This window comes from Synechococcus sp. CBW1108 (assembly GCF_015840335.1).
In the GTDB taxonomy this organism is placed as follows: domain Bacteria; phylum Cyanobacteriota; class Cyanobacteriia; order PCC-6307; family Cyanobiaceae; genus Cyanobium_A.
In genome coordinates this window covers 2,289,261-2,311,429 of the sequence record NZ_CP060395.1, presented here as the reverse complement: position 1 = coordinate 2,311,429, position 22,169 = coordinate 2,289,261, and the positions used below count along the sequence as shown (strand labels likewise).

Annotated in this window: 23 protein-coding genes and 1 tRNA gene; 14 read left to right on the top strand and 10 right to left on the bottom strand. The window is 67.3% G+C overall.

The genetic code is table 11. The annotated features are described in order from the left end of the window. Nucleotides 1–13: 13 nt before the first annotated feature. Both H8F27_RS12560 and tatC read left to right on the top strand, forming a co-directional pair. Complete coding sequence (locus H8F27_RS12560) at nucleotides 14–1,714, top strand: NFACT family protein (RefSeq protein ID WP_197148422.1); 1,701 nt, start codon at nucleotides 14–16, stop codon at nucleotides 1,712–1,714. Then, complete coding sequence (gene tatC, locus H8F27_RS12555; RefSeq protein WP_197148420.1) at nucleotides 1,711–2,526, top strand: twin-arginine translocase subunit TatC; 816 nt, start codon at nucleotides 1,711–1,713, stop codon at nucleotides 2,524–2,526. The genes H8F27_RS12560 and tatC overlap by 4 nt, the downstream gene beginning before the upstream one ends. Nucleotides 2,527–2,536: 10 nt before the next feature. On the opposite strand, the gene H8F27_RS12550 is transcribed toward tatC, so the two are convergent. Further along, on the bottom strand, nucleotides 2,537–2,878 hold the full coding sequence (locus H8F27_RS12550) for a DUF3067 family protein (RefSeq protein ID WP_197153556.1): 342 nt from the start codon (nucleotides 2,876–2,878) through the stop codon (nucleotides 2,537–2,539). 156 nt (nucleotides 2,879–3,034) lie between these two features. Here H8F27_RS12550 and petC point away from each other — a divergent pair, with 156 nt between their 5' ends. Genes petC through cobM form a run of 4 tightly spaced genes read left to right on the top strand, consistent with a single transcriptional unit; the run spans nucleotide 3,035 to nucleotide 6,195 of the window. Then, nucleotides 3,035–3,595, top strand: coding sequence for a cytochrome b6-f complex iron-sulfur subunit (gene petC, locus H8F27_RS12545; RefSeq protein ID WP_197148418.1), 561 nt, complete (start codon nucleotides 3,035–3,037; stop codon nucleotides 3,593–3,595). A 46-nt stretch (nucleotides 3,596–3,641) separates the two neighbouring features. Then, the gene (gene petA, locus H8F27_RS12540) at nucleotides 3,642–4,577 is read left to right on the top strand and encodes a cytochrome f (protein WP_197148416.1); all 936 of its coding nucleotides are present in this window, start codon (nucleotides 3,642–3,644) and stop codon (nucleotides 4,575–4,577) included. Then, nucleotides 4,574–5,434, top strand: coding sequence for a prolipoprotein diacylglyceryl transferase (gene lgt, locus H8F27_RS12535; RefSeq protein WP_197153555.1), 861 nt, complete (start codon nucleotides 4,574–4,576; stop codon nucleotides 5,432–5,434). The genes petA and lgt overlap by 4 nt, the downstream gene beginning before the upstream one ends. Then, nucleotides 5,431–6,195, top strand: coding sequence for a precorrin-4 C(11)-methyltransferase (gene cobM, locus H8F27_RS12530; protein WP_197148414.1), 765 nt, complete (start codon nucleotides 5,431–5,433; stop codon nucleotides 6,193–6,195). The genes lgt and cobM overlap by 4 nt, the downstream gene beginning before the upstream one ends. On the opposite strand, the gene H8F27_RS12525 is transcribed toward cobM, so the two are convergent. Next, nucleotides 6,157–7,608, bottom strand: coding sequence for an FAD-dependent oxidoreductase (locus tag H8F27_RS12525; protein WP_231596257.1), 1,452 nt, complete (start codon nucleotides 7,606–7,608; stop codon nucleotides 6,157–6,159). The genes cobM and H8F27_RS12525 overlap by 39 nt on opposite strands. Before the next feature lie 95 nt (nucleotides 7,609–7,703). Between H8F27_RS12525 and H8F27_RS12520 the strand changes: the two genes are divergently transcribed. Both H8F27_RS12520 and H8F27_RS12515 read left to right on the top strand, forming a co-directional pair. Beyond that, nucleotides 7,704–7,775: transfer RNA gene (locus H8F27_RS12520), tRNA-Val, on the top strand. Between the two features lie 72 nt (nucleotides 7,776–7,847). Beyond that, complete coding sequence (locus H8F27_RS12515) at nucleotides 7,848–8,588, top strand: helix-turn-helix domain-containing protein (RefSeq protein ID WP_197148410.1); 741 nt, start codon at nucleotides 7,848–7,850, stop codon at nucleotides 8,586–8,588. Here H8F27_RS12515 and H8F27_RS12510 read toward each other — a convergent pair. Beyond that, complete coding sequence (locus tag H8F27_RS12510) at nucleotides 8,569–10,179, bottom strand: Ppx/GppA phosphatase family protein (protein WP_197148408.1); 1,611 nt, start codon at nucleotides 10,177–10,179, stop codon at nucleotides 8,569–8,571. The genes H8F27_RS12515 and H8F27_RS12510 overlap by 20 nt on opposite strands. A 90-nt stretch (nucleotides 10,180–10,269) precedes the next feature. On the opposite strand from H8F27_RS12510, the gene H8F27_RS12505 reads away from it, so the two are divergent. Then, complete coding sequence (locus H8F27_RS12505; protein WP_197148407.1) at nucleotides 10,270–11,154, top strand: 4-hydroxybenzoate polyprenyltransferase; 885 nt, start codon at nucleotides 10,270–10,272, stop codon at nucleotides 11,152–11,154. Beyond that, a complete protein-coding gene (locus H8F27_RS12500; RefSeq protein WP_197148405.1) occupies nucleotides 11,151–12,062 on the top strand; it encodes an LD-carboxypeptidase in 912 nt (303 codons plus the stop codon). The genes H8F27_RS12505 and H8F27_RS12500 overlap by 4 nt, the downstream gene beginning before the upstream one ends. Here H8F27_RS12500 and ispD read toward each other — a convergent pair. Then, nucleotides 12,059–12,748 (bottom strand): 2-C-methyl-D-erythritol 4-phosphate cytidylyltransferase, encoded by a 690-nt coding sequence (gene ispD / locus H8F27_RS12495; RefSeq protein ID WP_197148403.1) that lies wholly within the window; start codon nucleotides 12,746–12,748, stop codon nucleotides 12,059–12,061. The two genes, H8F27_RS12500 and ispD, sit on opposite strands and share 4 nt — an antisense overlap. Before the next feature lie 72 nt (nucleotides 12,749–12,820). On the opposite strand from ispD, the gene H8F27_RS12490 reads away from it, so the two are divergent. Further along, complete coding sequence (locus tag H8F27_RS12490) at nucleotides 12,821–13,666, top strand: lipopolysaccharide heptosyltransferase family protein (protein ID WP_197148401.1); 846 nt, start codon at nucleotides 12,821–12,823, stop codon at nucleotides 13,664–13,666. 57 nt (nucleotides 13,667–13,723) lie between these two features. Continuing rightward, nucleotides 13,724–14,476, top strand: a complete 753-nt coding sequence (gene fabG / locus H8F27_RS12485; RefSeq protein WP_197148399.1) for a 3-oxoacyl-[acyl-carrier-protein] reductase — start codon at nucleotides 13,724–13,726, stop codon at nucleotides 14,474–14,476. A 4-nt stretch (nucleotides 14,477–14,480) separates the two neighbouring features. On the opposite strand, the gene H8F27_RS12480 is transcribed toward fabG, so the two are convergent. Next, nucleotides 14,481–14,720 carry a hypothetical protein gene (locus tag H8F27_RS12480; protein ID WP_197153673.1) on the bottom strand — a complete coding sequence of 80 codons (240 nt, stop codon included), beginning with the start codon at nucleotides 14,718–14,720 and terminating at the stop codon, nucleotides 14,481–14,483. A 151-nt stretch (nucleotides 14,721–14,871) separates the two neighbouring features. On the opposite strand from H8F27_RS12480, the gene groL reads away from it, so the two are divergent. After that, nucleotides 14,872–16,545, top strand: coding sequence for a chaperonin GroEL (gene groL / locus H8F27_RS12475; RefSeq protein ID WP_197148397.1), 1,674 nt, complete (start codon nucleotides 14,872–14,874; stop codon nucleotides 16,543–16,545). Between the two features lie 3 nt (nucleotides 16,546–16,548). Here the strand turns inward: groL and H8F27_RS12470 are convergent, their stop codons facing one another. The 5 genes from H8F27_RS12470 to H8F27_RS12450 form a co-directional block, all read right to left on the bottom strand. Continuing rightward, nucleotides 16,549–17,229 (bottom strand): N-acetylmannosamine-6-phosphate 2-epimerase, encoded by a 681-nt coding sequence (locus H8F27_RS12470; RefSeq protein WP_370594515.1) that lies wholly within the window; start codon nucleotides 17,227–17,229, stop codon nucleotides 16,549–16,551. A 108-nt stretch (nucleotides 17,230–17,337) separates the two neighbouring features. Then, complete coding sequence (locus H8F27_RS12465) at nucleotides 17,338–18,195, bottom strand: ABC transporter permease (RefSeq protein ID WP_197148394.1); 858 nt, start codon at nucleotides 18,193–18,195, stop codon at nucleotides 17,338–17,340. Then, the gene (locus H8F27_RS12460; protein ID WP_197153554.1) at nucleotides 18,195–19,217 is read right to left on the bottom strand and encodes an ATP-binding cassette domain-containing protein; all 1,023 of its coding nucleotides are present in this window, start codon (nucleotides 19,215–19,217) and stop codon (nucleotides 18,195–18,197) included. Before H8F27_RS12460 ends, H8F27_RS12465 begins: the two co-directional genes overlap by 1 nt. A gap of 18 nt (nucleotides 19,218–19,235) precedes the next feature. After that, entirely contained in the window at nucleotides 19,236–20,213 is a 978-nt protein-coding gene (locus H8F27_RS12455) for a heme o synthase (RefSeq protein ID WP_197148393.1), read from the bottom strand. Next, on the bottom strand, nucleotides 20,206–21,156 hold the full coding sequence (locus H8F27_RS12450; protein WP_197148391.1) for a heme A synthase: 951 nt from the start codon (nucleotides 21,154–21,156) through the stop codon (nucleotides 20,206–20,208). The genes H8F27_RS12455 and H8F27_RS12450 overlap by 8 nt, the downstream gene beginning before the upstream one ends. A gap of 170 nt (nucleotides 21,157–21,326) precedes the next feature. On the opposite strand from H8F27_RS12450, the gene H8F27_RS12445 reads away from it, so the two are divergent. Next, a complete protein-coding gene (locus H8F27_RS12445; RefSeq protein ID WP_370594414.1) occupies nucleotides 21,327–22,169 on the top strand; it encodes a cytochrome c oxidase subunit II in 843 nt (280 codons plus the stop codon).

Here is a 22,169-nt window from a genome sequence, read left to right as displayed (position 1 = left end):
CCCTGCCCTGCCCATGGCCCCCTCTCGCCTGCAGGCAGTGGACGTGACGACCCTGCGGGCGCTGCTGGCTGAATGGCGGCCACTACTACTGCCCAGCCGCTTCGAGAAGGCCCAACAATCCAGCCCCCACACCCTGCAACTCAGCCTGCGCAGCCTCAGCGGGCCCCACTGGCTCGAGCTCAGCTGGCAGGCGGAAGCTGCCCGTCTGCACACGATCCCAGCGCCGCCCCGCCAGGGCGATGGCAGCACCCTGGCCCAGCAATTGCAGCATGGCCTGCGGGGGCTGGCCCTGGTGGAAATTCTCCAGCAGGGCTGGGAGCGGGTGGTGGAGCTTGGCTTCGCCCGACGCCCTGGCGAGCCCGTGCTGGGCTGGCTGGTGGTGGAACTGATGGGGCGCCACAGCAACCTGCTGCTGCTGGATGGCGAGCGCCAGGTGGTGGCTCTGGCCCGCCAGGTGAAACCGAAGCAATCGCGCCTGCGGCCAATCGGCACGGGGGATCCCTACCAGCCCCCGCCCCCCCTGGCCGGCGAGCCCCCGCGGCTCGAGGAGAGCTTCCAGAGCTGGCAGAGACGGCTGAGCCTGGTGCCCCTGCCGCTGCAGCAGGCCCTGAGGGACGCCTACCAGGGAATGAGCCCGGCCTTGCTGCGTCAGCTGCTGCCGCCGGGTTGGGGGGAGCTCGAGGTGGGCGGGCTCAGCCCAGCCCAATGGCAGCTGCTTTGGCAGCTATGGCGCCAGTGGCTCGACGCCGTTGCAGGGGAGCAGTTCTGCTGGCACATCGAGCCGCAGGGCTACCGCTGCTGGGGCAAACTGTGCCCGCAGGAGCCCCAGGGGATCAACCGGGGCCTGGCCGCCTATTTCAGCGAGCAGCTGGAGGCCAGCGCCCTGCTGCACCATCGACAGCAACTGCGCCACCGGCTCGAGGCTGTCGCCGCCAAAGAAACCCGTCAGGCCCGGGAACAGGAGGCCCTGCTGGCGGCAGTTGCCGAGGCCGACGTCCTGCAGCATCAGGCCGACGCCCTCCTCAGCCAGATCCAACCCAGCCGCCAGTGCATCGACGCAGCCCAGAAGCTCTACAAAACCGCCCGCAAACGCCGCCGCTCCGTGGCGGCGATCACTCCGCGGCTGGAGCTGCACCACCAGCGGCTGGCCTGGTTGGAGGCAAGCCTCACCTATCTCGATCAGGCCGAAAACCTCAACCAGGTGCTGGGCCTGGCCGCTGACCTAGAAGCGCTGGGTAGTTTGCCTGGGCTGGGCGGTTTATCTGGGCAAGGCAGTGGACCTGGCCGCAGCGTGCCCCGCCGGGCCCGGCCCGGCTCCGTGGTCGAGGGCGTGCCCCAGCCCCTGGAACTGCACACCGCTTCCGGCCTGCCCCTGCAGGTGGGGCGCAACCACCGCCAAAACGACTGGATCAGCCTCCGGCAGGCCCGCCGCGGAGATCTTTGGTTCCATGCCCAGGAAGTGCCGGGGAGCCATGTGGTGCTGAAGAGTTCCCAGCGGCTGGCCAACGAGGGCGATCTGCAGGCCGCCGCAGATCTGGCGGCCCACTTCAGCCGCGGCCGGGGCAACCTGCGGGTCCCGGTGGTGATGGTTCCCACCGAAGACCTACAGCGCATCCCCGGGGCCGCGCCCGGTACGGTGCGCCATCGCGGCGGCACCGTGCTCTGGGGCGAGCCCCAGCGCGCTCTTAGCCTGCTTGGGGGACTGTCACCATGAGCGCCGAATCCGATCCAGCCAAACCAGGGAGAGCGGATCTGCCCCAGCCAGCTCCGCCCCCCATCCGGCTGGCCAGCCAACCAAACCTCGAGGAGTTTCCTGGGGAGGTGGAGATGAGCCTGGTGGACCATCTCGAGGAGCTGCGCCGGCGGGTGCTGCGCAGCCTGCTGGCGGTGCTCCTGGGCGCCGCTGGCTGCCTGCTGGCGGTCAAGCCACTGGTGCGCCTGCTGGAAATGCCTGCCGAGGGCATCCGCTTTCTGCAGCTGGCGCCAGGGGAATTTCTGTTCGTATCGCTGAAGGTGGCTGGCTACGCGGGGCTCAGCCTGGCCCTCCCCTACGTGCTCTACGAGGGGCTGTCCTTTGTGTTGCCAGGTCTGAGCCGCAGGGAGCGGCGACTGGTGGCGCCGGCGGTGGCGGGCTCAGCGGTGCTGTTTGCGGCCGGGCTGGCCTTCGCCTGGTGGGCCCTGGTGCCTGCGGCCCTGAACTTCCTGGTGAGCTACGGCGCTGACGTGGTGGAGCCGAGCTGGTCGATTGAGCGCTACCTGGATTTCGTGCTGCTGCTGATGGTGGCCACGGGCCTGGCCTTCCAGTTGCCCGTGTTGCAGCTGCTACTGGGTGCGCTGGGGCTGGTGCAGGCCAAGGCCATGATCTCGGGCTGGCGCTGGGTGGTGCTGGCAAGTGCCCTGGCCGGGGCCGTACTCACCCCCTCCACCGATCCGGTGACCATGCTGCTGCTCTCCGGCGCCATCACGGCCCTCTACCTGGTGGGCATCGCCCTGGTGGCCCTGAGTGAAAGGCTGCGCCCCGCCTGAGCAGCCCGATTCAGAGCAGAAACTCGCTTGCTCGCCCGGCAGGAATCTCTAAGGCCAGTCCCATCGCCCGCCCCTGCCTGGGCTTGTCGGTGGTGGTGAGCAGCCAGTGCCGCACCTGGCCCGCCACCCCCAGACCATTGAGCAGCCCGCTGAGCTCTTCGAGCTTGAGGAGGTAACCCTCCTGGCTCAGCGGAAAGGACTGCTGCTCCAGGTAGGCCCACATCACCTGCAAATAGATGCGGCCTCGCCGCTGCACCAGCTGGAGATCGTAGGAAACCTGCCAGCGGGCCAGCAACAGGTCCCAAACCTCCTGGCCCGAGAGAGTTCCATCGCCTTCGCCGGGAACCGGCATGGGGCTGGGGGGCAGGGGCAGACCAGGGCTCACGCGACGCTGGCGGCAAGGGATTGCACAACAGCATGTTGCAGCCACCGCTGAGAGGCCCCAGGCGGGCTCCTGACCGCACAGGCAAGGTTCATAATGGGCAATACGTTGTCCCGGCAAGCCGACATGACCCAGCTGCCTGCGAGCGCTTCCACTGGCGCTTCAAATGGTGATGTCCCCGGAATGGGTCGTCGGCAGTTCATGAATCTGCTGACCTTCGGGTCGGTTACTGGCGTAGCCCTGGGCGCCCTCTATCCGGTGGCCCGCTACTTCATCCCCCCCAAGGCAGCAGGCAGCGGCGGCGGCACCACCGCCAAGGATGAGCTGGGCAACACAGTTACGGCCAGCGGCTGGCTCAGCACCCACAAGGAAGGCGACCGCAGCCTGGTGCAGGGACTCAAGGGTGACCCCACCTACCTGCTGGTGGAGGGAAGCGATGCCATCGGCAGCTACGGCATCAACGCCATCTGCACCCACCTGGGCTGCGTGGTGCCCTGGAACAGCGGCGCCAATAAGTTCATGTGCCCCTGCCACGGCTCCCAGTACGACGCCACCGGCAAGGTGGTGCGCGGCCCGGCCCCGCTCTCCCTGGCCCTGTCCCACGTTGCGGTGGAAAACGACACCGTCTTCATGAGCCAGTGGAGCGAAACCGACTTCCGCACCGGCGACAAGCCCTGGTGGGCCTGATCCCCCGATCCCCATTTCCCCTTCCCGTCTGTCGCCTGATCCCGTGATGCGTCGTTCCCTCTCCCTGCTGTTCGGCTCCCTGATCGCCTTTGCCGTGCTTTTAACCGGCGCCAGCCCCAGCTGGGCCTACCCCTTCTGGGCCCAGCAGAACTACGCCAGCCCGCGGGAAGCCACCGGCAAGATCGTTTGCGCCAACTGCCATCTGGCCAAGAAGGCCACCCGAATCGAAGTGCCCCAGGCCATCTTCCCCGACACCGTCTTCAAGGCGGTGGTGGAGATCCCCTACGACACCAGCGTGCAGCAGGTGTCCGGTGACGGCAGCCCCGCAGGTCTGAACGTAGGTGCGGTTGTGATGCTTCCCGATGGCTTCACCCTGGCCCCCCAAGACCGGCTCAGCGATGAATTGAAGGAGGAGACAGCAGGCATCTACTACACCCAATACTCCGACGACCAGCCCAACATCCTGCTAGTTGGTCCCCTCCCGGGGGATCAGCACCAAGAGATCGTCTTCCCGATCCTCTCCCCAGATCCGGCCACCGACAGCAGCATCCACTTCGGTAAATATCAAATCCACGTGGGCGGCAACCGGGGCCGGGGCCAGGTGTACCCCACCGGTGAAAAGAGCAATAACGGTGTGTTCAATGCGCCTGTGACTGGCAGCGTTTCGGCCATCAGCGCCGGAGACAATGGCTCCTCCCTGGTGGAGATCACCGCCCCTGATGGCAGCACGGCCACCGAAACCGTGCCCGCCGGCCCCTCCCTGACGGTCGCCGTGGGCGATGCGGTCACGGCCGGTGCGGCCATCACCAACGATCCCAACGTCGGCGGCTTTGGCCAGCTCGATGCGGAGGTGGTGCTCCAGAACCCGGTGCGGATCTACGGGCTGCTGGCCTTCTTCGCCGCCATCGCCCTGGCCCAGATCATGCTGGTGCTCAAGAAGCGTCAGGTGGAGAAAGTCCAGGCCGCAGAAGGCATCGTCTGAGCAGCGTGCTTGCCATCTTCACCTCCCCGGGGCCCCTGGTTTTCCAGCTGGGTCCCATTGCCTTGCGTTGGTATGGTCTGCTTATCGCCATCGCCGTGCTGCTGGGTCTCAGCCTGGCCACCAGGCTGGGCCGGGCCCGCGGCATCGAACCTTCCCTGATCGCAGACCTGCTGCCCCTGTTGGTGCTGGGGGCGGTGCTGGGTGCCCGGCTCTATTACGTGCTCCTGGAATGGCGCCAATACGGCTGCAACTGGCTCGATGTGCTGGCCATCTGGCGAGGCGGCATCGCCATCCACGGCGCCCTGCTCGGTGGCAGCCTCGCTGCGGTGCTCTTCTGCCGCTGGCGCAGGCAGCCCTTCTGGCCCCTGTTGGATGTACTGGTGCCCGCGGTAGCCCTGGGCCAGGCCATAGGCCGCTGGGGCAACTTCTTCAACTCAGAGGCCTTCGGGCTACCCACCGATCTGCCCTGGAAGCTGTTCATTCCACTGGCTTTCCGGCCCAGCGAATTTCTCGACCAGGCCTACTTTCACCCCACCTTCCTCTACGAATCCATCTGGAATCTGGGGGTTTGCATCCTGCTGTTGCTCCTGTTCCGCGCCGCCAGCAGGGGCCGCATCCAGCTGTTGCCAGGGACCCTCAGCTGCGTCTATCTGCTTGCCTACAGCAGCGGCAGGGTTTGGATCGAGGGGTTGAGGACCGATCCCCTCTGTCTGCTCGCCGCCCCGCCCTTCTGTGAGGGCGGCCTGCGCATGGCCCAGCTCGTGAGTTTGCTGCTGATCGGGCTGGGCGGTGCTGGCCTCTGGTGGTTGTACGGCCGCCACAGCCCCCTACCCGACCCCAGTGGAGTTTCCGCTTGACCAGCCCTACCGTTTGGATCGTCGGTGCGGGCCCCGGCGCCCCCGACCTGCTCACCCTGCGCGCAGCCAGGCTGCTGGAACGGGCCGAGGTGCTGGTGTGGACCGATTCCCTGGTAAATCCCCAGATCGCTGCCCTGGCTCCGGCGAGCTGTGAACAGGTGCGCACCAGCAGCCTCACCCTCGAGCAGGTGCTGGCGGTGGTGCTGGATCGGGCCAGCGCCGGCAAGACCGTGGTGCGGCTCCACGACGGCGACCCCTGCCTCTACGGCGCCATCGCCGAGCAGATCTGCCGCCTGGCCGATGCCGGTATCGCCGTGGAGGTGGTGCCGGGCCTGAGTGCCTACCAGGCTGCCGCCTCGGCCCTGCAAAGCGAACTCACCATCCCCGGGCTGGTGCAGACGATCGTGCTCAGCCGCACCGGTGGCCGCACGGGCGTGCCCGAGCGCGAGGCCTTGGAGCACCTGGCAGCCCTGCGGGCCTCCCTCTGCCTCTACCTCAGCGCCCGCCATGTCGAGGAGGTGCAGGCCGAACTCCTGCGCCACTACCCAGCCGACACCCCCGTGGCGATTGGCTACCGGGTGAGCTGGCCCGACCAATGGCTCAGCGTGGTGCCCCTGGCCCAGATGGCCCAAGTGAGCCGCGAACGGGGCCTGATTCGCACCACCCTCTACGTGGTGAGTCCTGCCCTGGCGGCGCCGGCCGAAGCCCGCTCCAAACTCTATTCAGCCAGCCACAACCACCTCTTCCGCGGCGGCATCTGAGACCTTCTCGCCGTAGAGCTCCCGGGCCAGCCGGTCGCGATCAAACCGGCAGCCGAGCCGCTCGGCGATAGCCGCCACATCCCGGGCCCCATTGCCCAGGCAGCAGGTGCCGCCTGGAGAGGGGGTGACGTTGAACACCAGGCCCGGGCGGGCGGCGATGCTGGCCTCGCCCAGCATCAGCTTGCGATTGGCCTTGTCAATAAGCTGGGGACGCACGCCGCCATAGCCCTCCGCGAAGCTGAGGTCGCCCAGCTCCATGCTCGGCACGATCTTGCGGGCATCGGCCAGAAACAGGCGCCGCCGCAGCCAGGGCACCTCAAACAGCAGGTTTTTAAAGATGTAATTGCGGATGTCAGCGGTGCGCAGCAACTGCCAGAAAACCGCGAGCACGGCCCAATCCAGCCGCAGCACCTGCAGGAACTCCCAGAACGAGCCCGGCTTATAACGCTCCAGCAGCGGCAGCAGCAGGGCCGTGGGGCCGAAGCGGGTCTTGCCGGGGGCTCGCACATCCGGGTCGCCATGGATGGCGGCGAAGGGCAACTTGTCGTTCTGAACCGTGTACACCTTGCCCTGGAGCAGGTCGGGGGTGAAGTAGAAGCTGCCGGCCACCGGCAGGCAGGAATACTCCAGACCAAAACCCATCCGTTGGGCCATCAGCAGGCTGTGGGCGCCGGCATTCACCACCACATGGCGAGCCCGGACACTGCGGGGGGCCTGGCCTGCAGCGCTGGTGCATCCGGCGGTGGCAACCAACTCCACCCGATAGCCCTCACCCTCCGGGCTGATCGCGGCCACACTGGTTCCGAGCTGGAGGCTGAGCTGGCGGCCGCTGCCGACCAGTGCCTGCCGGGCTTGGGCCACAAAGGAGGCCGAGAGCTCCTCGTAATCCACAGCAGTGTAGGTGCTGCGAATACCGATGGCCACCAGCTCCTCCGGGCGCATTTGGCCATTGACAAAGCCCACCTGGGGCTCCCAGCTGGCTATCTGCTGCTTGTCGAGCAGCTCCATGGCGGGGAAGTGGGGCGAAAAGCGCTCAAAACGCTCCCGCAGAAAGGCGCACTCCCGCTCGCCCACGCCGAGCACCATCTTTGGGGTGCGAAACACGCAGCGCTTGCGGGTCTCTGGATCGAGCAGATCGGCGTAATGGACGATCATCTCTGCCGTGCGCTTGACCAGCAGGGCCTTCTCCAAGGTGTAGTTGGTCTCGATGTCGCCGCAATGGATCGTCTGGCTGTTGTTGGAGACCTTGGAGTTCACCCGGGCCAGGGCGTCATAGCGCTCCACCAACAGGAGGCGATCGAGGTCCGTGTAGCGGGCCAGCTCGAACAGCAGGGCCGTGCCGCACACGCCGCCACCGACAATCAGCACGTCAACGTCAAATGGGGCCGGGCCGCCAGACGGGGCCAGGGACAACTCTGTTCCAGGAGGTTGGGCGCTCACGCGATGCGGCTGGCTCTGCCCCATGGTGGCCGATGGGCTGCCTGCGGTGTTTTAGGCTCAGGGAGTGCGGGCGATTAGCACAGCGGTAGCGCACTTCCTTCACACGGAAGGGGTCACTGGTTCGAATCCAGTATCGCCCATCTGAGCAGGGTCGATGCCAGACCCCCAACCAGCAGGCAGAATTGCTGTAGCTTTTCGCCGACCTGACCCAATTGCCGGTCCCCTGCCCAAATAACGCGACTGGCGGCCTTTCAGCCCTAGGGGAGGCTCTCCGCCATGGCCGCGAGGCCCAGGGTCTCAGCATTGCCGAGCTGGCTGGTCGGCTCAATATGGGCCTGGAGCAGCTCCAGGCCCTAGAGGCTGGTGATGCCAGCCGCCTGCCCGAAGCCGTATTCGTGATCGCCCAGGCCCGCAGGGTGGCTTCCAACCTGGCAATCGACATCAGTGGCCCCCTGCAGATGCTGCGCGCCAGCGGGCCATTCCAGCCCCAGGCCGCCAGTGCTCAGACCCCGCTCGCCCCAGGGCCAACTGGCCCCCGCCCACGCCCACAGATCCTGGGGCCCATGGCCCTGGCAGCAGCAATCCTGGCTGGGGTGGCAACGGGGGGCAATCTACTGCGCCAGCAATGGTTGCAGCAGCGGGCCCAGCCTGGGCCTGCCGGCAGCCGCATCCCTATCCCAACGGCAGCCCAACCTGCGGCTGTCGCCACCAGCAGCCCGGAGCTCGTGCTGCGCAGCCAGGAGCCCAGCTGGCTGGAGGTGAAGGCCGAAGCAGGCAAGGTCCTCTTCCGCGGCACCTTCAACGGCGAGCGGCGCTTCCCCCTAGGAGGCGGACTGCAGGTGCTCGCCGGGCGACCCGATCTGGTGCAGGCCCAGCTGGGCACCGCAGCGAGCCGGGTCCTGGGCCCGATCGATCAGGTGCGCTGGCAGCGTTTTAGTGCTCCGGCACCCTGAGCTCCAGGCCGCAGGCCTCCCGCACCACGGCAGCGCAGGCCTGCAGGCTCCAGCGCTCCAAGCTGAGATCCACCTGCGGCTGCCCTGGGGGAGCCGCCACGGGTTCCAGAACTATGCCCACGGCGCCTTCCTGCCGTTGCACCTGGAACGCTGCGATCACCGGGGCCGGCCGGCGGTCTAGGGCGGCGGCCAACCGCAGCAGCAGGGCCATCGAACTCACCGTGCGCCGCTGCTCGCGGCCCTCGATCAGCTGCCACGACTCATGCCGTTTCTTCGGCAAGCTGCGCCGGTGATAACGGCCGATCGCCGCCACCATCAGGTGCTCCAGCTCGGTGTAGCCCAGCAGCTCGCCATGGCGAATCAGATACCAGCTGTGCTTGTGGTAAGCCGAAATATTGATGCTCTTGCCACAGGTGTGCAGCTGGGCGGCGGCCCAGAGCAATTCCCGACCTGGGCCGTCGTCAGTGTGGAGCAGCCCGCGGGATTGGTCGTAGAGGCTCAGGGCGTGGGCCGCGACCCGATCAGCCCGGGAGGGGTCAACGCCAAAACTCTGGGCCAGGTGCAGAACCGTGCGCTCCCGGATCGTGCTCTGGAAGGCGAAGCGATCGTCCAACAGCCCATTGCGCAGCATCCAATCGACAATCAAGCCCTCTCGCAGGGCCCGATCACACACCACCAGCTCCCGCACCTGCAGCATGGCCATCGCGGTCTGCAGGATCAGCGCCCCGGGCACGATGATTTCGGAGCGCCGCTCATTGATGGCGCTCAGGGCCCGGCGCTGCTCTGGGGTCATCGCCAGCAGCCGGGCGGTGAGCTGGTCGATGCGCTCCCGGCTGAGCCGGTAACCATGGAGCTTGAGCGGGGGTTTGGGGTCTTCGGCCGCCGCCAGGGCCGCCAGGGCCATGGCCGTGCCGCTGGTGCCAACCATCAGCGGCTGCTCACCCGGCCGCAGGGCCGCCTTCACTTCGGCAACGGCCGGATCCAGGGCCCCTTGGATGTAGGCCTGCAGAAATCCCCGGCGATCGGCGGGGAGCGGGTCCTGCTGGCAAAACTCCCGCTGCAGCCGCACCGCACCGATACGGGTGCTGCTGAGGCAGCGGGCATCACGACCGTCGGCCAGCACCAGTTCGGTGGAGCCACCACCGATATCGATAATCAGGTGGGGTTGGTCGCCGAAGGCCATGCCCGAGAGCACCCCCAGATAGATCAGCCGGGCCTCCTCCGGGCCACTCACCAGATCCACATCCAGCCCCAGCTGCTCCTGGAGGGCCACCAGGAAATCCCGACCGTTGGGGGCCTCCCGCACGGCGCTGGTGGCCGCGGTGACGATCTGCTCCACGCCATGGCTGAGGGCCAGGTCGCGGTCGTGGCGCAGGGTGCGGAAGGCTCGCTCAATCGCCTCAGCGCTTAGATCGCCACTGTGGGGATCCCTGTCGCCAAGCCGGGTGGTGGCCTTCTCGGCCAGCACCACGCTGAAACTGCAGAGCTTGGGATCCACCTCCGCCACCAGCAGGTGGATCGAATTGGTGCCTATGTCGATCGCCGCCACCCGGCGCCGGCCGGCCGGCTGAAGGTTGGGGACCTGGACCATCGGGCTCGGCTGCTGCCGCTAGGGCGCCACTTTGCCATCCGCGGGCTATCCCACCGGCACCCCTAGGGTGCGGCGCAATGGAAAAAGAGCATGGCCTTCTCCCAACTGCGGGCCTGGCTGGAGCTGGTGCGCTGGCACAAGCCCAGTGGCCGCTTGATTCTGCTGATTCCAGCCGGTTGGAGCCTCTGGCTCGCCCCCCATGCCCCGCCGCCAGCCCAGCTGGTGGGATGGATCGTGGTCGGGGGCCTGGCCGTGAGCGCAGCCGGCTGCATCGCCAACGACCTCTGGGACAGGCGCATCGACCCCCTGGTGGAGCGCACCCGCACCCGCCCCCTGGCCGATGGCCGGGTCAGCGTGGCCGAAGCGCTGCTGTTGCTGCTGGTCACCCTGCTGGTAGCCCTGGGGGTGGTGGTCTGGGGCCTGCCGCCGGCGAGCCGCGGGGCCTGCCTGGGGCTGGCGATCGCCGCCCTGCCGCCGGTGCTGCTCTACCCCTCGGCCAAGCGCTGGTTTGCCTATCCCCAGCTGGTGCTTGCCCTCTGCTGGGGCTTTGCCGTCCTGATCCCCTGGGCGGCCCGCACGGGTTCCCTGGCGGGCGGCTGGCCCCTGGCCCTGGTGTGGCTGGCCACCCTGCTGTGGACCTTCGGCTTCGACACGGTGTATGCCATGGCCGACCGGGACGACGACCGGGCCATCGGCGTGCGCAGCAGCGCCCTCAGCCTGGGTGAGCGCGCACCCCTGGCGGTGGCCCTCAGCTACGGCCTGGCCAGCCTGGCCCTGGGCCTGGCGGCAGGACTCCAGGGCACGGGCTGGATCACCTGGCCCCTCGGCCTGGTGGCAGCCGCGGGCATGCAGTGGCAAGCGGCCCTGCTGAGGCGCCCGAATCTGCCCCGCTCGGCCTTCGGGCGCCATTTCGGCCGCCAGGTGCAACTCGGGGGTCTGCTGCTGCTCGCCCTGGTGCTGGGCCAACTGCCATGAAGCAGCCAGCGCCCCTCCAGCCCGGGGACCGGGTACAGATGGTGGCAGCCAGTTCGGCCCTGATTGGGGACGCTGCCCTGGCCCGCCTGGATGGCGGCATCTCGGTGCTCCAGGGGTGGGGCCTGGAGGTGGAGCTCCCCCCGCTGACTGGGCGGAGCTGGGGCTACCTGGCCGGCAGCGATCAGGAGCGGCGCGGCGACCTGGAGGCCGCCGCCCGGCGGGGCGCCGACCTGCTGGCCTGCGTGCGCGGGGGCTGGGGCGCGGCTCGCCTGCTGGAGCAACCCCTGGCCCTGCCCTGCCGCTGGCTGCTGGGCTTCTCCGACGTCACCTCCCTGCTCTGGGCCCAGCTGGCCCAGGGCCAGGGCGGCGCCATCCACGGTCCCCTGCTGACCACCCTGGGGGCCGAGCCCGCCTGGAGCCAGGAGCGGTTGAGGGCCGTGCTGTTCGGCGAACCCCTCGCCCCCCTGCAGGGTGAGGGCTGGGTTGGCGGCAGCGCCAAAGGGCCGCTGCTGGCGGCCAATCTCACCGTGGCCACCCACCTGCTCGGCACCTCCCACCTGCCCGATCTGCGCGGCGCCATCCTGGTGCTGGAGGACGTGGGCGAAGCCCCCTACCGGATCGAGCGGATGCTCACCCACTGGCGCCTGTGCGGGGCACTGCAAAAGCTGGGCGGCATCGGCCTGGGGGCGTTCAGCGACTGCGATGGGAACTCGGGGGGGGCAAGTTCAGATTGCTTCTCGCTTGAGCAGGTGCTGCGTGAGCGCACCGCCGATCTAGACATGCCGGTGGTGGCTGGCCTGCCCGTGGGCCATGTGGCCGGCAATGCGGCTTTGCCCCTGGGGGTCATGGCCGAGCTCGATGGCGACAGCGGTCAGCTGCGAATTGGGCCAGCTGCAACTCAGCTCTAATGAGCAGCAGGCCTGGTCGAGAGCACCGCTGCAGCCACGCTGAGATCGAAGGGGGTGGTGAGCTTGATGTTGGAGGGCGGCCCCTCCAACACCTGCACCGGCAGACCAAGCAGTTCAAATAGGGCCGCGTCGTCGGTGACACTCCAGCCCTGCTCCCTGGCGCTGGCGTGGGCAGCCCGCAGCTGGTGCACGGGAAAGCCCTGGGGGGTCTGGGCCGCCCAGAGAGAGCGGCGATCGGGGGTGGCGGTGATCGTGCCCTCGCCGTCCACCTGCTTGATCGTGTCGGTGACCGGGGTGGCGGCAATCACGGCAGCCCCGCCGGATACGGCGGCGGCACAGCGCTGCAGCAGCTCGGGCTCCACCAGGCAGCGGGCGCCATCGTGAATCAGCACCCCCTCCGCCTCGGGCGGCAGCGCCGCCAGACCCCGACTCACCGACTCCTGGCGCGTGTCGCCACCGACGATCCAGCGGACCGGCCGGTCTGGCGCCGCCGCCGCCACGATCGCGGCGATCGCCTCCCCATCCAGCGGCTGCCCGACGATGCCGATCCAGCTGATGGCAGGGCAAGCCAGGGCGGCCTCCAGGGTCCAGGCCAACACGGGCCGACCCGCCACAGGCAGCAACAGCTTGTTGCCCTCTGCCCCCATGCGGCGGCCGCTGCCGGCGGCGGCGATCAGCAAATGCACAAGCAACTCCCGTTCAGTGGGTCAAACCGGATCCAATTCATACAATCAGGCCGCAGACTCCATGCCCTTGCAATGCGCGCCCTGTTTCTAATCCCGGGCGGCAGCAGCGAGCAGCTGCAGAGTTTCGCCGCCGCCGCCGCGGTGGCCGACCAACTCAAGGCCGAGGTGCAGGTGGTCTGCCCGATGGCAGCCATGCCCATCTGGAGCCTGCATCCGGCGGTGGGCCGGGCCCTGCCCTTCGCCTACGACCAGGCCACCCTGGCCGACTGGGCCAACCTGATGGGATCGGTGCGCGAGCCTGATTTTCAGCTGTGTTTCAACTTGGCGCCCAGCCGCCAGATGGACCTGATGCTGTCCCTGAGCCACATTCCCACCCGAATTGCGGCCAGCGGTTTCTCCGCCACCAAAAAGATCACACCCAGCGCTGACGCCTGGCCCAACCAGGCCCTAGCCGCCTACCTCCAACCGATCGGGGTGCGGCTTGAGGCCGACAGCTTCCGTCTCACCCTGGCCCAGGCTGATCTCGCCGCCGCCGCCGCCGCCCTACCTGCCGGGGATGGGCCGGCCCTGCTGCTCGCCCCCTCAGGCGCGGCTGGCGACTGGCCCGCCGGCCAGTGGCAGGACCTGCCGGCAGTGATCCGCACCAAACTGCCCAACCTGCGGACCCAGGCGGCCCTGGGGGGGGCCACGGCCGGGGCCCTGCGTCAGCGGGCAGCCCAGATTGCCAGCGTCGATGTGGTGTTGGCCAGCGATCCGCTGACGGTTGAACTGGCCCTGCTACTGGGGATACCGCTGGTGGCCCTGGGCCGGGAAGCCACCAGTCTGCCCAAGCGCGCCGGGGTTCAGGGCCTGGGCTCCGCCACCTCCCTCAGCCAGCTCACGGGCGCCGAGGTGCTGGCCGCCCTGGGCCTGGGCTGATTACTCCAGACGATCAGCCCACGCCATACGATCAGCGCCAGTGAAGCCCTAGCTGCGATGCCCAGCCCCGCTCCCCTGGCCGACCAAGTGGCCCTGGTCACCGGAGCCAGCAGGGGTATTGGCCGTGCCATAGCCCTGGAGCTGGCCGCCGCCGGGGCCCTAGTGGTGGTCAACTACGCCAGCTCACCCCAGGCCGCCGAAGCGGTGGTAGCCGAGATCGCCGCGGCCGGGGGCCAGGCCTGGGCCCACCAGGCCAACGTGGCCGAGGAGGAGCAGGTGGAGGCGATGGTGAAGGCGGTGCTGGCCAAGGAGGGCCGGCTCGATGTGCTGGTCAACAACGCCGGCATCACCCGCGATGGCCTGCTGATGCGCATGAAAACCGCCGACTGGCAGAGCGTGATCGACCTCAACCTCACCGGCGTGTTCCTCTGCACCCGGGCCGTCAGCCGCACGATGCTGAAGGCCCGCGCCGGCCGGATCATCAACATCACCTCGGTGGTGGCCCTGATGGGCAATCCGGGCCAGGCCAACTACAGCGCCGCCAAGGCGGGCCTAATCGGCCTCACCCGCAGCAGCGCCGCCGAATTCGCCAGCCGCGGCGTCACCGTCAACGCGGTGGCCCCCGGCTTCATCGAGAGCGACATGACCGCCGAGCTCAACAAGGAGCCGATCCTGGCGGCCATCCCCCTGGGGCGCATGGGCCAGCCGGCCGAAGTGGCCAGCGCCGTGCGCTTCCTGGCCGCCGATCCAGCCGCCGCCTACATGACCGGCCAGGTACTGCAGGTGGATGGCGGCATGGTGATGCGCTAGGGCCTCAGGGATTGGTGATCGGCTGACCCAGCTCCTCGCGCAGCCGGCGAATTCTCAGCAGCAAGCGCAGACGGCGGCTACGGGCGGTAATTGTGAGAAAAAGTCGCACCGGCACGTACACCAGGGCCATCAACACCCCGAACACCGCCACCATGACAAACACCATCGCATTGGCACTGGTGGCAGGCGCCAGCGCAACCGCTTCGTTTGCGCTTTCCAGGGCCGTTTGCAGCAGATCCTCCATCTCCCCGCCTTCTGCTTGGGTCGACCCTATCGAGGCTGGCGGGATTCGGCAGCCCAAGGAGGGGATCGATTCGGCTTTCCCCACCCCACCCCCCCCTGCGTGGAGCGGGGCTGCTGTGGGACCCTGAAAACACCCGAATTGACCGCACTCCATGGCCAAGCTGATCAGCTTCTCGGATGCTTCCCGCGGCTCCCTCGAGAGGGGTGTCAATGCCCTGGCCGATGCGGTCAAGGTGACCATCGGCCCCCGCGGCCGCAACGTGGTGCTCGAGAAAAAATTCGGCGCCCCCGACATCGTCAATGACGGCGTCACCATCGCCAAGGAGATCGAGCTCGAGGATCCCTTCGAGAACGTGGGCGCCAAGCTGATGCAGCAGGTGGCCAGCAAAACCAAGGACACCGCCGGCGATGGCACCACCACCGCCACCCTGCTGGCCCAGGCCATGGTGCGCGAGGGCCTCAAGAACGTGGCCGCCGGCGCCAACCCGGTGGGCCTGCGCAAGGGTATGGAGAGGGCCTGTGCCCAGATCGTCGCAGAAATCGCCGCCCGCTCCCAGGCCGTCGCCGGTGAGGCGATCCGCCAGGTGGCCACCGTGAGCTCCGGCAACGATGAAGAGATCGGCCGGATGATCGCCGAGGCCATGGACAAAGTCAGTGCCGACGGCGTGATCACGGTGGAGGAATCCACCTCCCTTGCCACAGAGCTGGAGATCACCGAAGGCATGGCCTTCGACCGGGGCTACAGCTCCCCCTACTTCGTCACCGACCAGGAGCGGCGCGAATGCGTTTTCGAAAACGCCCTGATCCTGATCACCGACCGCAAGATCAGTGTGATCTCAGACCTAGTGCCCATTCTGGAGGCCGTGTCCAAAAACGGCAGGCCGCTGTTGATCCTCTCCGAGGACGTGGAAGGCGAAGCCCTGGCCACCCTGGTGGTGAACAAAAACCGTGGCGTGCTCCAGGTGGCCGCCGTGCGGGCCCCTGGCTTCGGTGATCGCCGCAAGGCCATGCTGGCTGACATCGCCATCCTGACTGGCGCCACCGTGGTCAGCGAAGACCAGGCCATGACCCTGGATAAGACCGGCCTGGCCGAACTCGGCCAGGCGCGCCGCATCACCATCACCAAGGACAGCACAACGATCGTGGCCAACGGGGACCACCAGGCCGCCGTTGCCGACCGGGTCGCCTCGATCCGGCGCGAACTTGACAACACCGATTCCGAATACGACCGCGAGAAGCTCAATGAGCGGATCGCCAAGTTGGCAGGGGGTGTGGCCGTGATCAAGGTGGGCGCACCCACCGAAACCGAGCTGAAGAACCGCAAGCTGCGCATCGAGGATGCCCTCAATGCGACCCGCGCCGCCGTGGAGGAAGGCATCATTGCCGGCGGGGGTTGCACCCTGCTTGAGCTGGCCCAGGGCCTGGATGCCCTGGCCGCTTCCAGCCAGGGCGATGAGCGCACCGGCGTTGGCATTGTGCAGCGCTCCCTGGCCGAACCCGTGCGCCAGATCGCCCACAATGCCGGCGCCGACGGGGCCGTGGTGGCCAACGAGATCCTGCGCCTGGGCAAGGGCTACAACGCCCTCACCGGCGTCTACGAAGACCTGCTCAGCGCCGGCATCCTCGATGCCGCCAAGGTGGTGCGCTTGGCCCTCCAGGATGCGGTGTCAATCGCTTCGATGCTGATCACCACTGAAGTGGTGATCGTCGACAAGCCCGAACCAGAAGCCCCCCCCGCCGGCGGCGACATGGGTGGAATGGGCGGCATGGGTGGAATGGGAGGTATGGGTGGAATGGGCGGTATGGGAATGCCCGGGATGATGTGAGCCCTAGCAGGCCTGCACGTAGGCAGCCACCTGGAGGTCAACTCCGGTGATGGCGGTGCCCACCACCACCAGGTCTGCACCCTGATCAAGGGCCTGACGCACCTGCTGGGGGCAGGCGATGCCTCCTTCGCACACCAGGCTCACCTCGGGGGGCAGTTGCTGCCTGAGCAGCGGCAGCAACTGCCAAGCAGGTGGACGCATGCCAGCCGTTTCCTCCGTGTAGCCATACAGGGTGGTTCCCACCCAGTCACAGCCAAGGGCGGCGGCCCGCAGACCATTGGCAACGCTGTCGACATCGGCCATCAGCGGCGCCCCCAGCTCCCGCCTGGCCCGGCCGATCAGCTGCTCCAACTCCTCGCCGCCCGGCCTTACCCGCTCGGTGGCGTCAAGGGCGATCACATCTGCCCCCGCGCCCCACACCGCAAGGATTTCCTGCCAGCCCGGGGTGATGTACACCGAGCTGGCAGGGAAGCTGCGCTTCCACAGGCCCACAATCAGGGCATCGGGGCAGTGACGTCGCACCGCACCGATATGTTCCGGGCTTTCCAGCCGCACCCCGCGGGCACCATTGCGGAGACTGGCCTCCGCCATGGCCGCGATCACATCGGGGTGGCGCATGGGGGAACCCTCCGGAGCCTGAACCGAAACAATCAGGCCGCTCGGATTGGGCCTAACTTCTGCCACCACTTGGCCTCCCTGGGGAAGATCTACCGCACTAGCCAACCTGACAGCCCCAAGCCTGACAGCCCCCAGCCTGACAGCGCACTGGAAGCACGGGCAGGAATGGGATAACTAGGAGAGCTTGCGATCGAGCAGGGGCCGAATCAACAGAAACAGCCCTGCAGCCAACACTGCCAGAGCCCCCAGACAGGTTGCAGTGGTCACGGTGCCAAAGGGCGCTTCCAACACCACCGCTGAAAGGGAGAGCTCCCCGGCGTAGGCGGCGCGGATCGGTTCGATCGCATAGGTCAGGGGATTGAGTGCCGCCAGCCAGCCGAGCCAGGTGGGCATGAACGACAGCGGAGCCAGGGCAGTGCTCGCAAACAGCAGTGGGAGGTTGGCCACAAAGATCACCGCTATCAGCTCGATGTGCCCAGGCAGGGCAAAGGCCAGGCCCAGGCTCAGGGCAGTGACGGCAAACACGAGCAGCAGCAGGGTAACCAGCACCAGCAGCAGGCCCCCTGCCCCTGGCCAGCCGTAGCCCAGCAGGGCTGCGGTGCCCATGATCGCCAGGCTCTGCACCAGGCTGAGGGATGTGATGTAGAGCACCGAAGCAAACACGATCGAACTGCGGGAGCGCAAGGGCGCCACCAGTAGCCGGTTGAGGAAGCCAAACTCCCGATCAAACATCACCGGCAGGCCGGCATTGAGGGCCGCGCTGAAGGCGGTGAAAACAATCACGCCAGCCCCGAGGAAGCGTCCGTAACTGATGTCGCCGGGCAGTAGACCCGCCGGGGCCTTGGCAAACAGGGCTCCAAACAGCACCAGCCAGATCAGCGGCTGCAACACCCCGGCCACCAGGGTGGAGGGTCGACGTTGCAACTGCACAAACAGGCGGCCGGTGAGGGCGAGGGTTTCCTGGCTGATCTCGGCCGGGGCTGAGGGGGAAGAAGAGGAGGTGACTGGAGAGGAGGAAGGGGAGATCGTCATCACATGCTCGCTTTGCGTTCTGCCTTGGGATCTCGGCTACCAGCTACGGCCAGCTCCGCATCCATCATGGTGCGGCCGGTGGCCTGGAGATAGACATCGTCGAGGCTGGGGCGACTCTGGGCCAGGGCAAACACCGGCAGGTCGGCTGCCGAGAGCTGGCGGCGCAGCTGCTCCACCACACCTTCGTGCTCGATCACCAGGTTGAGGGAATAGCCCTGGGACTGGTTGACCACCACCTGGCGCACGCCGGCACAGGCGCGCAGCAGGGCACGTACCCGCTCGGCCTCTTCGGCATCACTGAACTCCCGCACCCTCAGGGTCACCCGATCCCCACCCAGGGCAGCCTTCAACTCGGCGGGGGCGCCGTGGGCGATCACCCGGCCGGCTTCGATGATGGCCAGCTGATCCGCCAGGGCATCTACTTCTTCGAGGTAGTGGCTGCTGAGCAGCACCGTGGTGCCGCCGTCACGCAGCTGGCGCAGCACCGCCCAGATCACGGCCCGACTCTCAATGTCGAGACCCACGGTGGGCTCATCGAGCACCAGTACCTGGGGCCGATGCAGCAGCCCGGCCGCCAGATCGAGGCGGCGCCGCATACCGCCGGAATAGCTGCCGCAACGGCGGTCGATCCAGTCGGCCATGCCGAGCAACTCGATCAACTCCTCAATTCGCTGGCTGCTTAGCCGCCAAGGCAGGTGGTATAAGTTTCCCTGCAGCCGCATCAGCTCGCGGCCGGTGAGGATCTTGTCGATCGCCACCTCCTGGGCCACGTAGCCCAGCAGACGCCGCACGGCCCGGGGGTCGCTCAGGGCATCCAAGCCTCCCACCCGCACCAGGCCGCTGTCGGGAGCTAGCAGGGTGCAGAGGATGCGCAGGGCGGTGGTCTTGCCGGCGCCATTGGGACCAAGCAAGCCGTAGAGGCAGCCGGCTGGCACCTCCAGGGAGAGCTGATCGAGGGCTACCACCCCCTGACCCCGCCTTCCGCCGCCGTAACGCTTGCAGAGCTGCTGCAGTTCGATCACCGAGCCAGGACGCCCCAATCAGCCAACCAATGTAGGCAGCATGGCCCGCTGGACGTTGAGGAGCTCCGGACCCAGCAGGGCTGCCTGGGGCAGTCGGGCGAGCAGCAGCAGCAGGCAGATGCCAAAGAGGTAGAAAATTGACCAGCGGAACATGGCCTTTGCCCGCTGGGGGTTTTCCGAATCCCGGCGCAGCTGGGAGCTGAGCTGCAACAGGCGGGCGTTGAAGGGCAGCACCATCAGGCCATAGAGCAGACCACCACTGGGCAAGGCCAGCACCCCGAGCAGGCTGAAGGCAACCGTCGCCCAGGCGTAGTGACTGATGGCCCTGGTGGTGACGAGCACCCCCTTCACCACCGGCAGCATCGGAATGCCGACGGAGCGGTAGTCATCCTTGAGCAGCAGGGCTAGGGCCCAGAAGTGGGCTGGCGTCCACAGCATCACCAGACAAAACAGCCACCAGGAGGACCAACCCAGGGCGCCGGTGGCGGCGGCAGCTCCCACCAGGGGAGGGATTGCCCCGGCGACGCCGCCAATCACAATGTTTTGGCTGGTGCGGGGCTTGAGCAGGGCGGTGTACAGCAGCACGTAACTGCAGAGCCCCAGCAGGGAGAGGCTTGCAGCCAGGGGGTTGACGCCGAACACCAGCACCACCACCGAGAGCAGCGTCAGCCCGATGGCCAGGGCGAAGGCCTGGCGCTGGGCCAGGCGGCCAGAGGGCAGGGCGCGACGACTGGTGCGCTGCATGCGGCCGTCCAGGTCTTGCTCCCAGAGGCAGTTGAGAACGCCGGCCGCTGCTGAGGCCAGGCTGCCTCCCACCAGGGTGCAGGCGATGGTGCGGGCTGAAAGGGAGCCGCCGCCACTGAGGGCCATCCCCCCCAGGGTGGTGGCGAGCAGCAGGGGAATCAAGCGGGGCTTGGCCACCTCCAGCCAGGCGGGAAGCTGCACAGAAGGGCGGATCGGGGCCGGCCCTGGGGCAACAACGGTTGCACTAACCATGGATCACCTCCGGCGCCAGCCGGGCAGAGGACAGCGCTTTGCCAGGGCTGCCGAGGCAACGGGCCAGCACGGCTGCCAGCAGGCCCACCAGCAGGGCGGCAGTGAGCTGGTGGCCAATTGTTACCAGTGGTGCCTGGAGCTGGAGCTTCAAGGTCCAGAACCCCAGGGCCACCTGCAACCCCACCAGGCCAGCGGCAGCTAGGGCCAGGGCGGGCAATTGGCCAAGACCAGGCGGCAGCAGTGGGGTCGTAGCTGCAAGGGCCAGCACCGCCAGGGCGGCCGGCATGGCCAGTTGGCGATGGGCCAGTAGCCAGGAGCAGCCATTGCCCTGACTGAGGCATTGGTCAGCTGCCCACTGGCTGGCCATGGAGCCGCCCAGGAGGCATTGGGCCAGCACCAGCCCCATGGCGATTGCCGCCAGAACCAGCCACCACAGGGGGGGGGCAGCCAGATCCCGACCCACAATGGCGAGCCTCTGGTAGAGACCACTGCAGAGAGCCACCAGCAATAGGGCAGTGGCCAGGTGGGCCGTCACCAGGGGCGAGGCCAGCAATTGGCTGACGGTCAGGGCCCCGAGGGCCCCTTGGACAGCTACCAGGAGCAGGGACCCAGCGGCGGCCCAGGGCAGCCAGCCAGGTAGGCGGCGGCGCAACACGTAGCTGGCCGCGGTGAGCACCAGCAGGGCAACGCCAACCACGAAGGCATCGAGCCGATGGAACCACTCCAGAAATACCTGGACGTTCATGTGGCGGCCGGGCAGAAACTGGCCATAGCAAAGGGGCCAATCTGGACAGGCCAGGCCCGCCTCCATCACCCGGGTGGCACCGCCAATGCCCACCAGGGCCACCAGGGCCACTACCAGGTGGGAAGCCAGCAGGCAGAGGCGCTGGAGGAGGACCGGATCTGACCCAGGCCCCAAATCGGATTGAGGATTCGCTGCCATGGCAACGACCGGCCCTTTAGTGGCCACAAGTTAGCCAGGTCGATCAGAGCAAGGGATCAGCAATCCCGCACATCTCGAGAAGCGGGCCCATTGGTTTGGCAACCAATGCAACTTCACCTGCGCAGCCACCGCTTCGGAACCATAGGCTGGAGAAAAGCTTTGCGCCAAGCGTGCAGATCCGCACCACCCTGACTGTGCTGACGGCCGCCACAGCCCTTGTGCTCACAGGGCTTTGTGTAGGCAACAACATCAACATGTTGCCCATCGACGCCAGCAGCAACGCAGCCACCTACGACTCACTCTTTAAGGTTTTATTCAGCATTGGCACCATGCTGTTTGTCGGCATCGTGATCCTGCTGGTTTACAGCCTGTTCAAATTCCGTCGTCGCAGCGGTGATCTGAGCGACGGACTGGCAATCGAAGGAAACCTGCCCCTCGAGATTGTCTGGACAGCAATCCCCGCAGTGGTTGTGCTGTTTGTAGGTATCTACAGCTACGACATCTACGAGCGCATGGGCGGCATGGTGGCCCTCAATGACCACTCGGCCATGGATCATGCGGCCATGGCCCAGCCAGCCATGCAGGCCTCGACATCGTCCAGGGTTTGGGGGGGGATCGGGGCAGCTGGAATGGATGCTCCAAGTATGGGCAAGGTGTTGCCGGTGGAAGTTACCGCCATGCAATTTGCCTTCATCTTTCACTACCCGGATGCCAACATCACCAGTGGTGAATTACATGTGCCGGCCGGCCAATCGGTGGAACTACACATGGAGGCCAAAGATGTGATCCACGCGTTCTGGGTGCCCCAGTTCCGGCTCAAGCAGGACATCATCCCCGGCCAGCCGACCGTGCTCTCCTTCACGGCCACCAGGGCGGGCAGTTACCCAATAGTGTGCGCCGAACTCTGTGGTCCCTACCACGGTGGCATGCGCTCCAATGTCGTGGTGCATGAGCCTGAGGCCTACAGCGCCTGGCTGCAGCAGAACAGCCCGATCAGCACCACCACTACCTGA

What these genes read in the sequence shown, in the direction of transcription:
- H8F27_RS12450 (WP_197148391.1), bottom strand. Translation starts at nt 21,156, where the DNA reads ATGGCAGCGAATCCTCAATCCGATTTGGGGCCTGGGTCAGATCCGGTC.
- H8F27_RS12560 (WP_197148422.1), top strand. Translation starts at nt 14, where the DNA reads ATGGCCCCCTCTCGCCTGCAGGCAGTGGACGTGACGACCCTGCGGGCG.
- petA (WP_197148416.1), top strand. Translation starts at nt 3,642, where the DNA reads ATGCGTCGTTCCCTCTCCCTGCTGTTCGGCTCCCTGATCGCCTTTGCC.
- H8F27_RS12480 (WP_197153673.1), bottom strand. Translation starts at nt 14,720, where the DNA reads ATGGAGGATCTGCTGCAAACGGCCCTGGAAAGCGCAAACGAAGCGGTT.
- H8F27_RS12465 (WP_197148394.1), bottom strand. Translation starts at nt 18,195, where the DNA reads ATGACGATCTCCCCTTCCTCCTCTCCAGTCACCTCCTCTTCTTCCCCC.
- H8F27_RS12455 (WP_197148393.1), bottom strand. Translation starts at nt 20,213, where the DNA reads ATGGTTAGTGCAACCGTTGTTGCCCCAGGGCCGGCCCCGATCCGCCCT.
- tatC (WP_197148420.1), top strand. Translation starts at nt 1,711, where the DNA reads ATGAGCGCCGAATCCGATCCAGCCAAACCAGGGAGAGCGGATCTGCCC.
- H8F27_RS12550 (WP_197153556.1), bottom strand. Translation starts at nt 2,878, where the DNA reads ATGCCGGTTCCCGGCGAAGGCGATGGAACTCTCTCGGGCCAGGAGGTT.
- petC (WP_197148418.1), top strand. Translation starts at nt 3,035, where the DNA reads ATGACCCAGCTGCCTGCGAGCGCTTCCACTGGCGCTTCAAATGGTGAT.
- H8F27_RS12500 (WP_197148405.1), top strand. Translation starts at nt 11,151, where the DNA reads ATGAAGCAGCCAGCGCCCCTCCAGCCCGGGGACCGGGTACAGATGGTG.
- H8F27_RS12490 (WP_197148401.1), top strand. Translation starts at nt 12,821, where the DNA reads ATGCGCGCCCTGTTTCTAATCCCGGGCGGCAGCAGCGAGCAGCTGCAG.
- groL (WP_197148397.1), top strand. Translation starts at nt 14,872, where the DNA reads ATGGCCAAGCTGATCAGCTTCTCGGATGCTTCCCGCGGCTCCCTCGAG.
- fabG (WP_197148399.1), top strand. Translation starts at nt 13,724, where the DNA reads ATGCCCAGCCCCGCTCCCCTGGCCGACCAAGTGGCCCTGGTCACCGGA.
- H8F27_RS12505 (WP_197148407.1), top strand. Translation starts at nt 10,270, where the DNA reads ATGGCCTTCTCCCAACTGCGGGCCTGGCTGGAGCTGGTGCGCTGGCAC.
- H8F27_RS12510 (WP_197148408.1), bottom strand. Translation starts at nt 10,179, where the DNA reads ATGGTCCAGGTCCCCAACCTTCAGCCGGCCGGCCGGCGCCGGGTGGCG.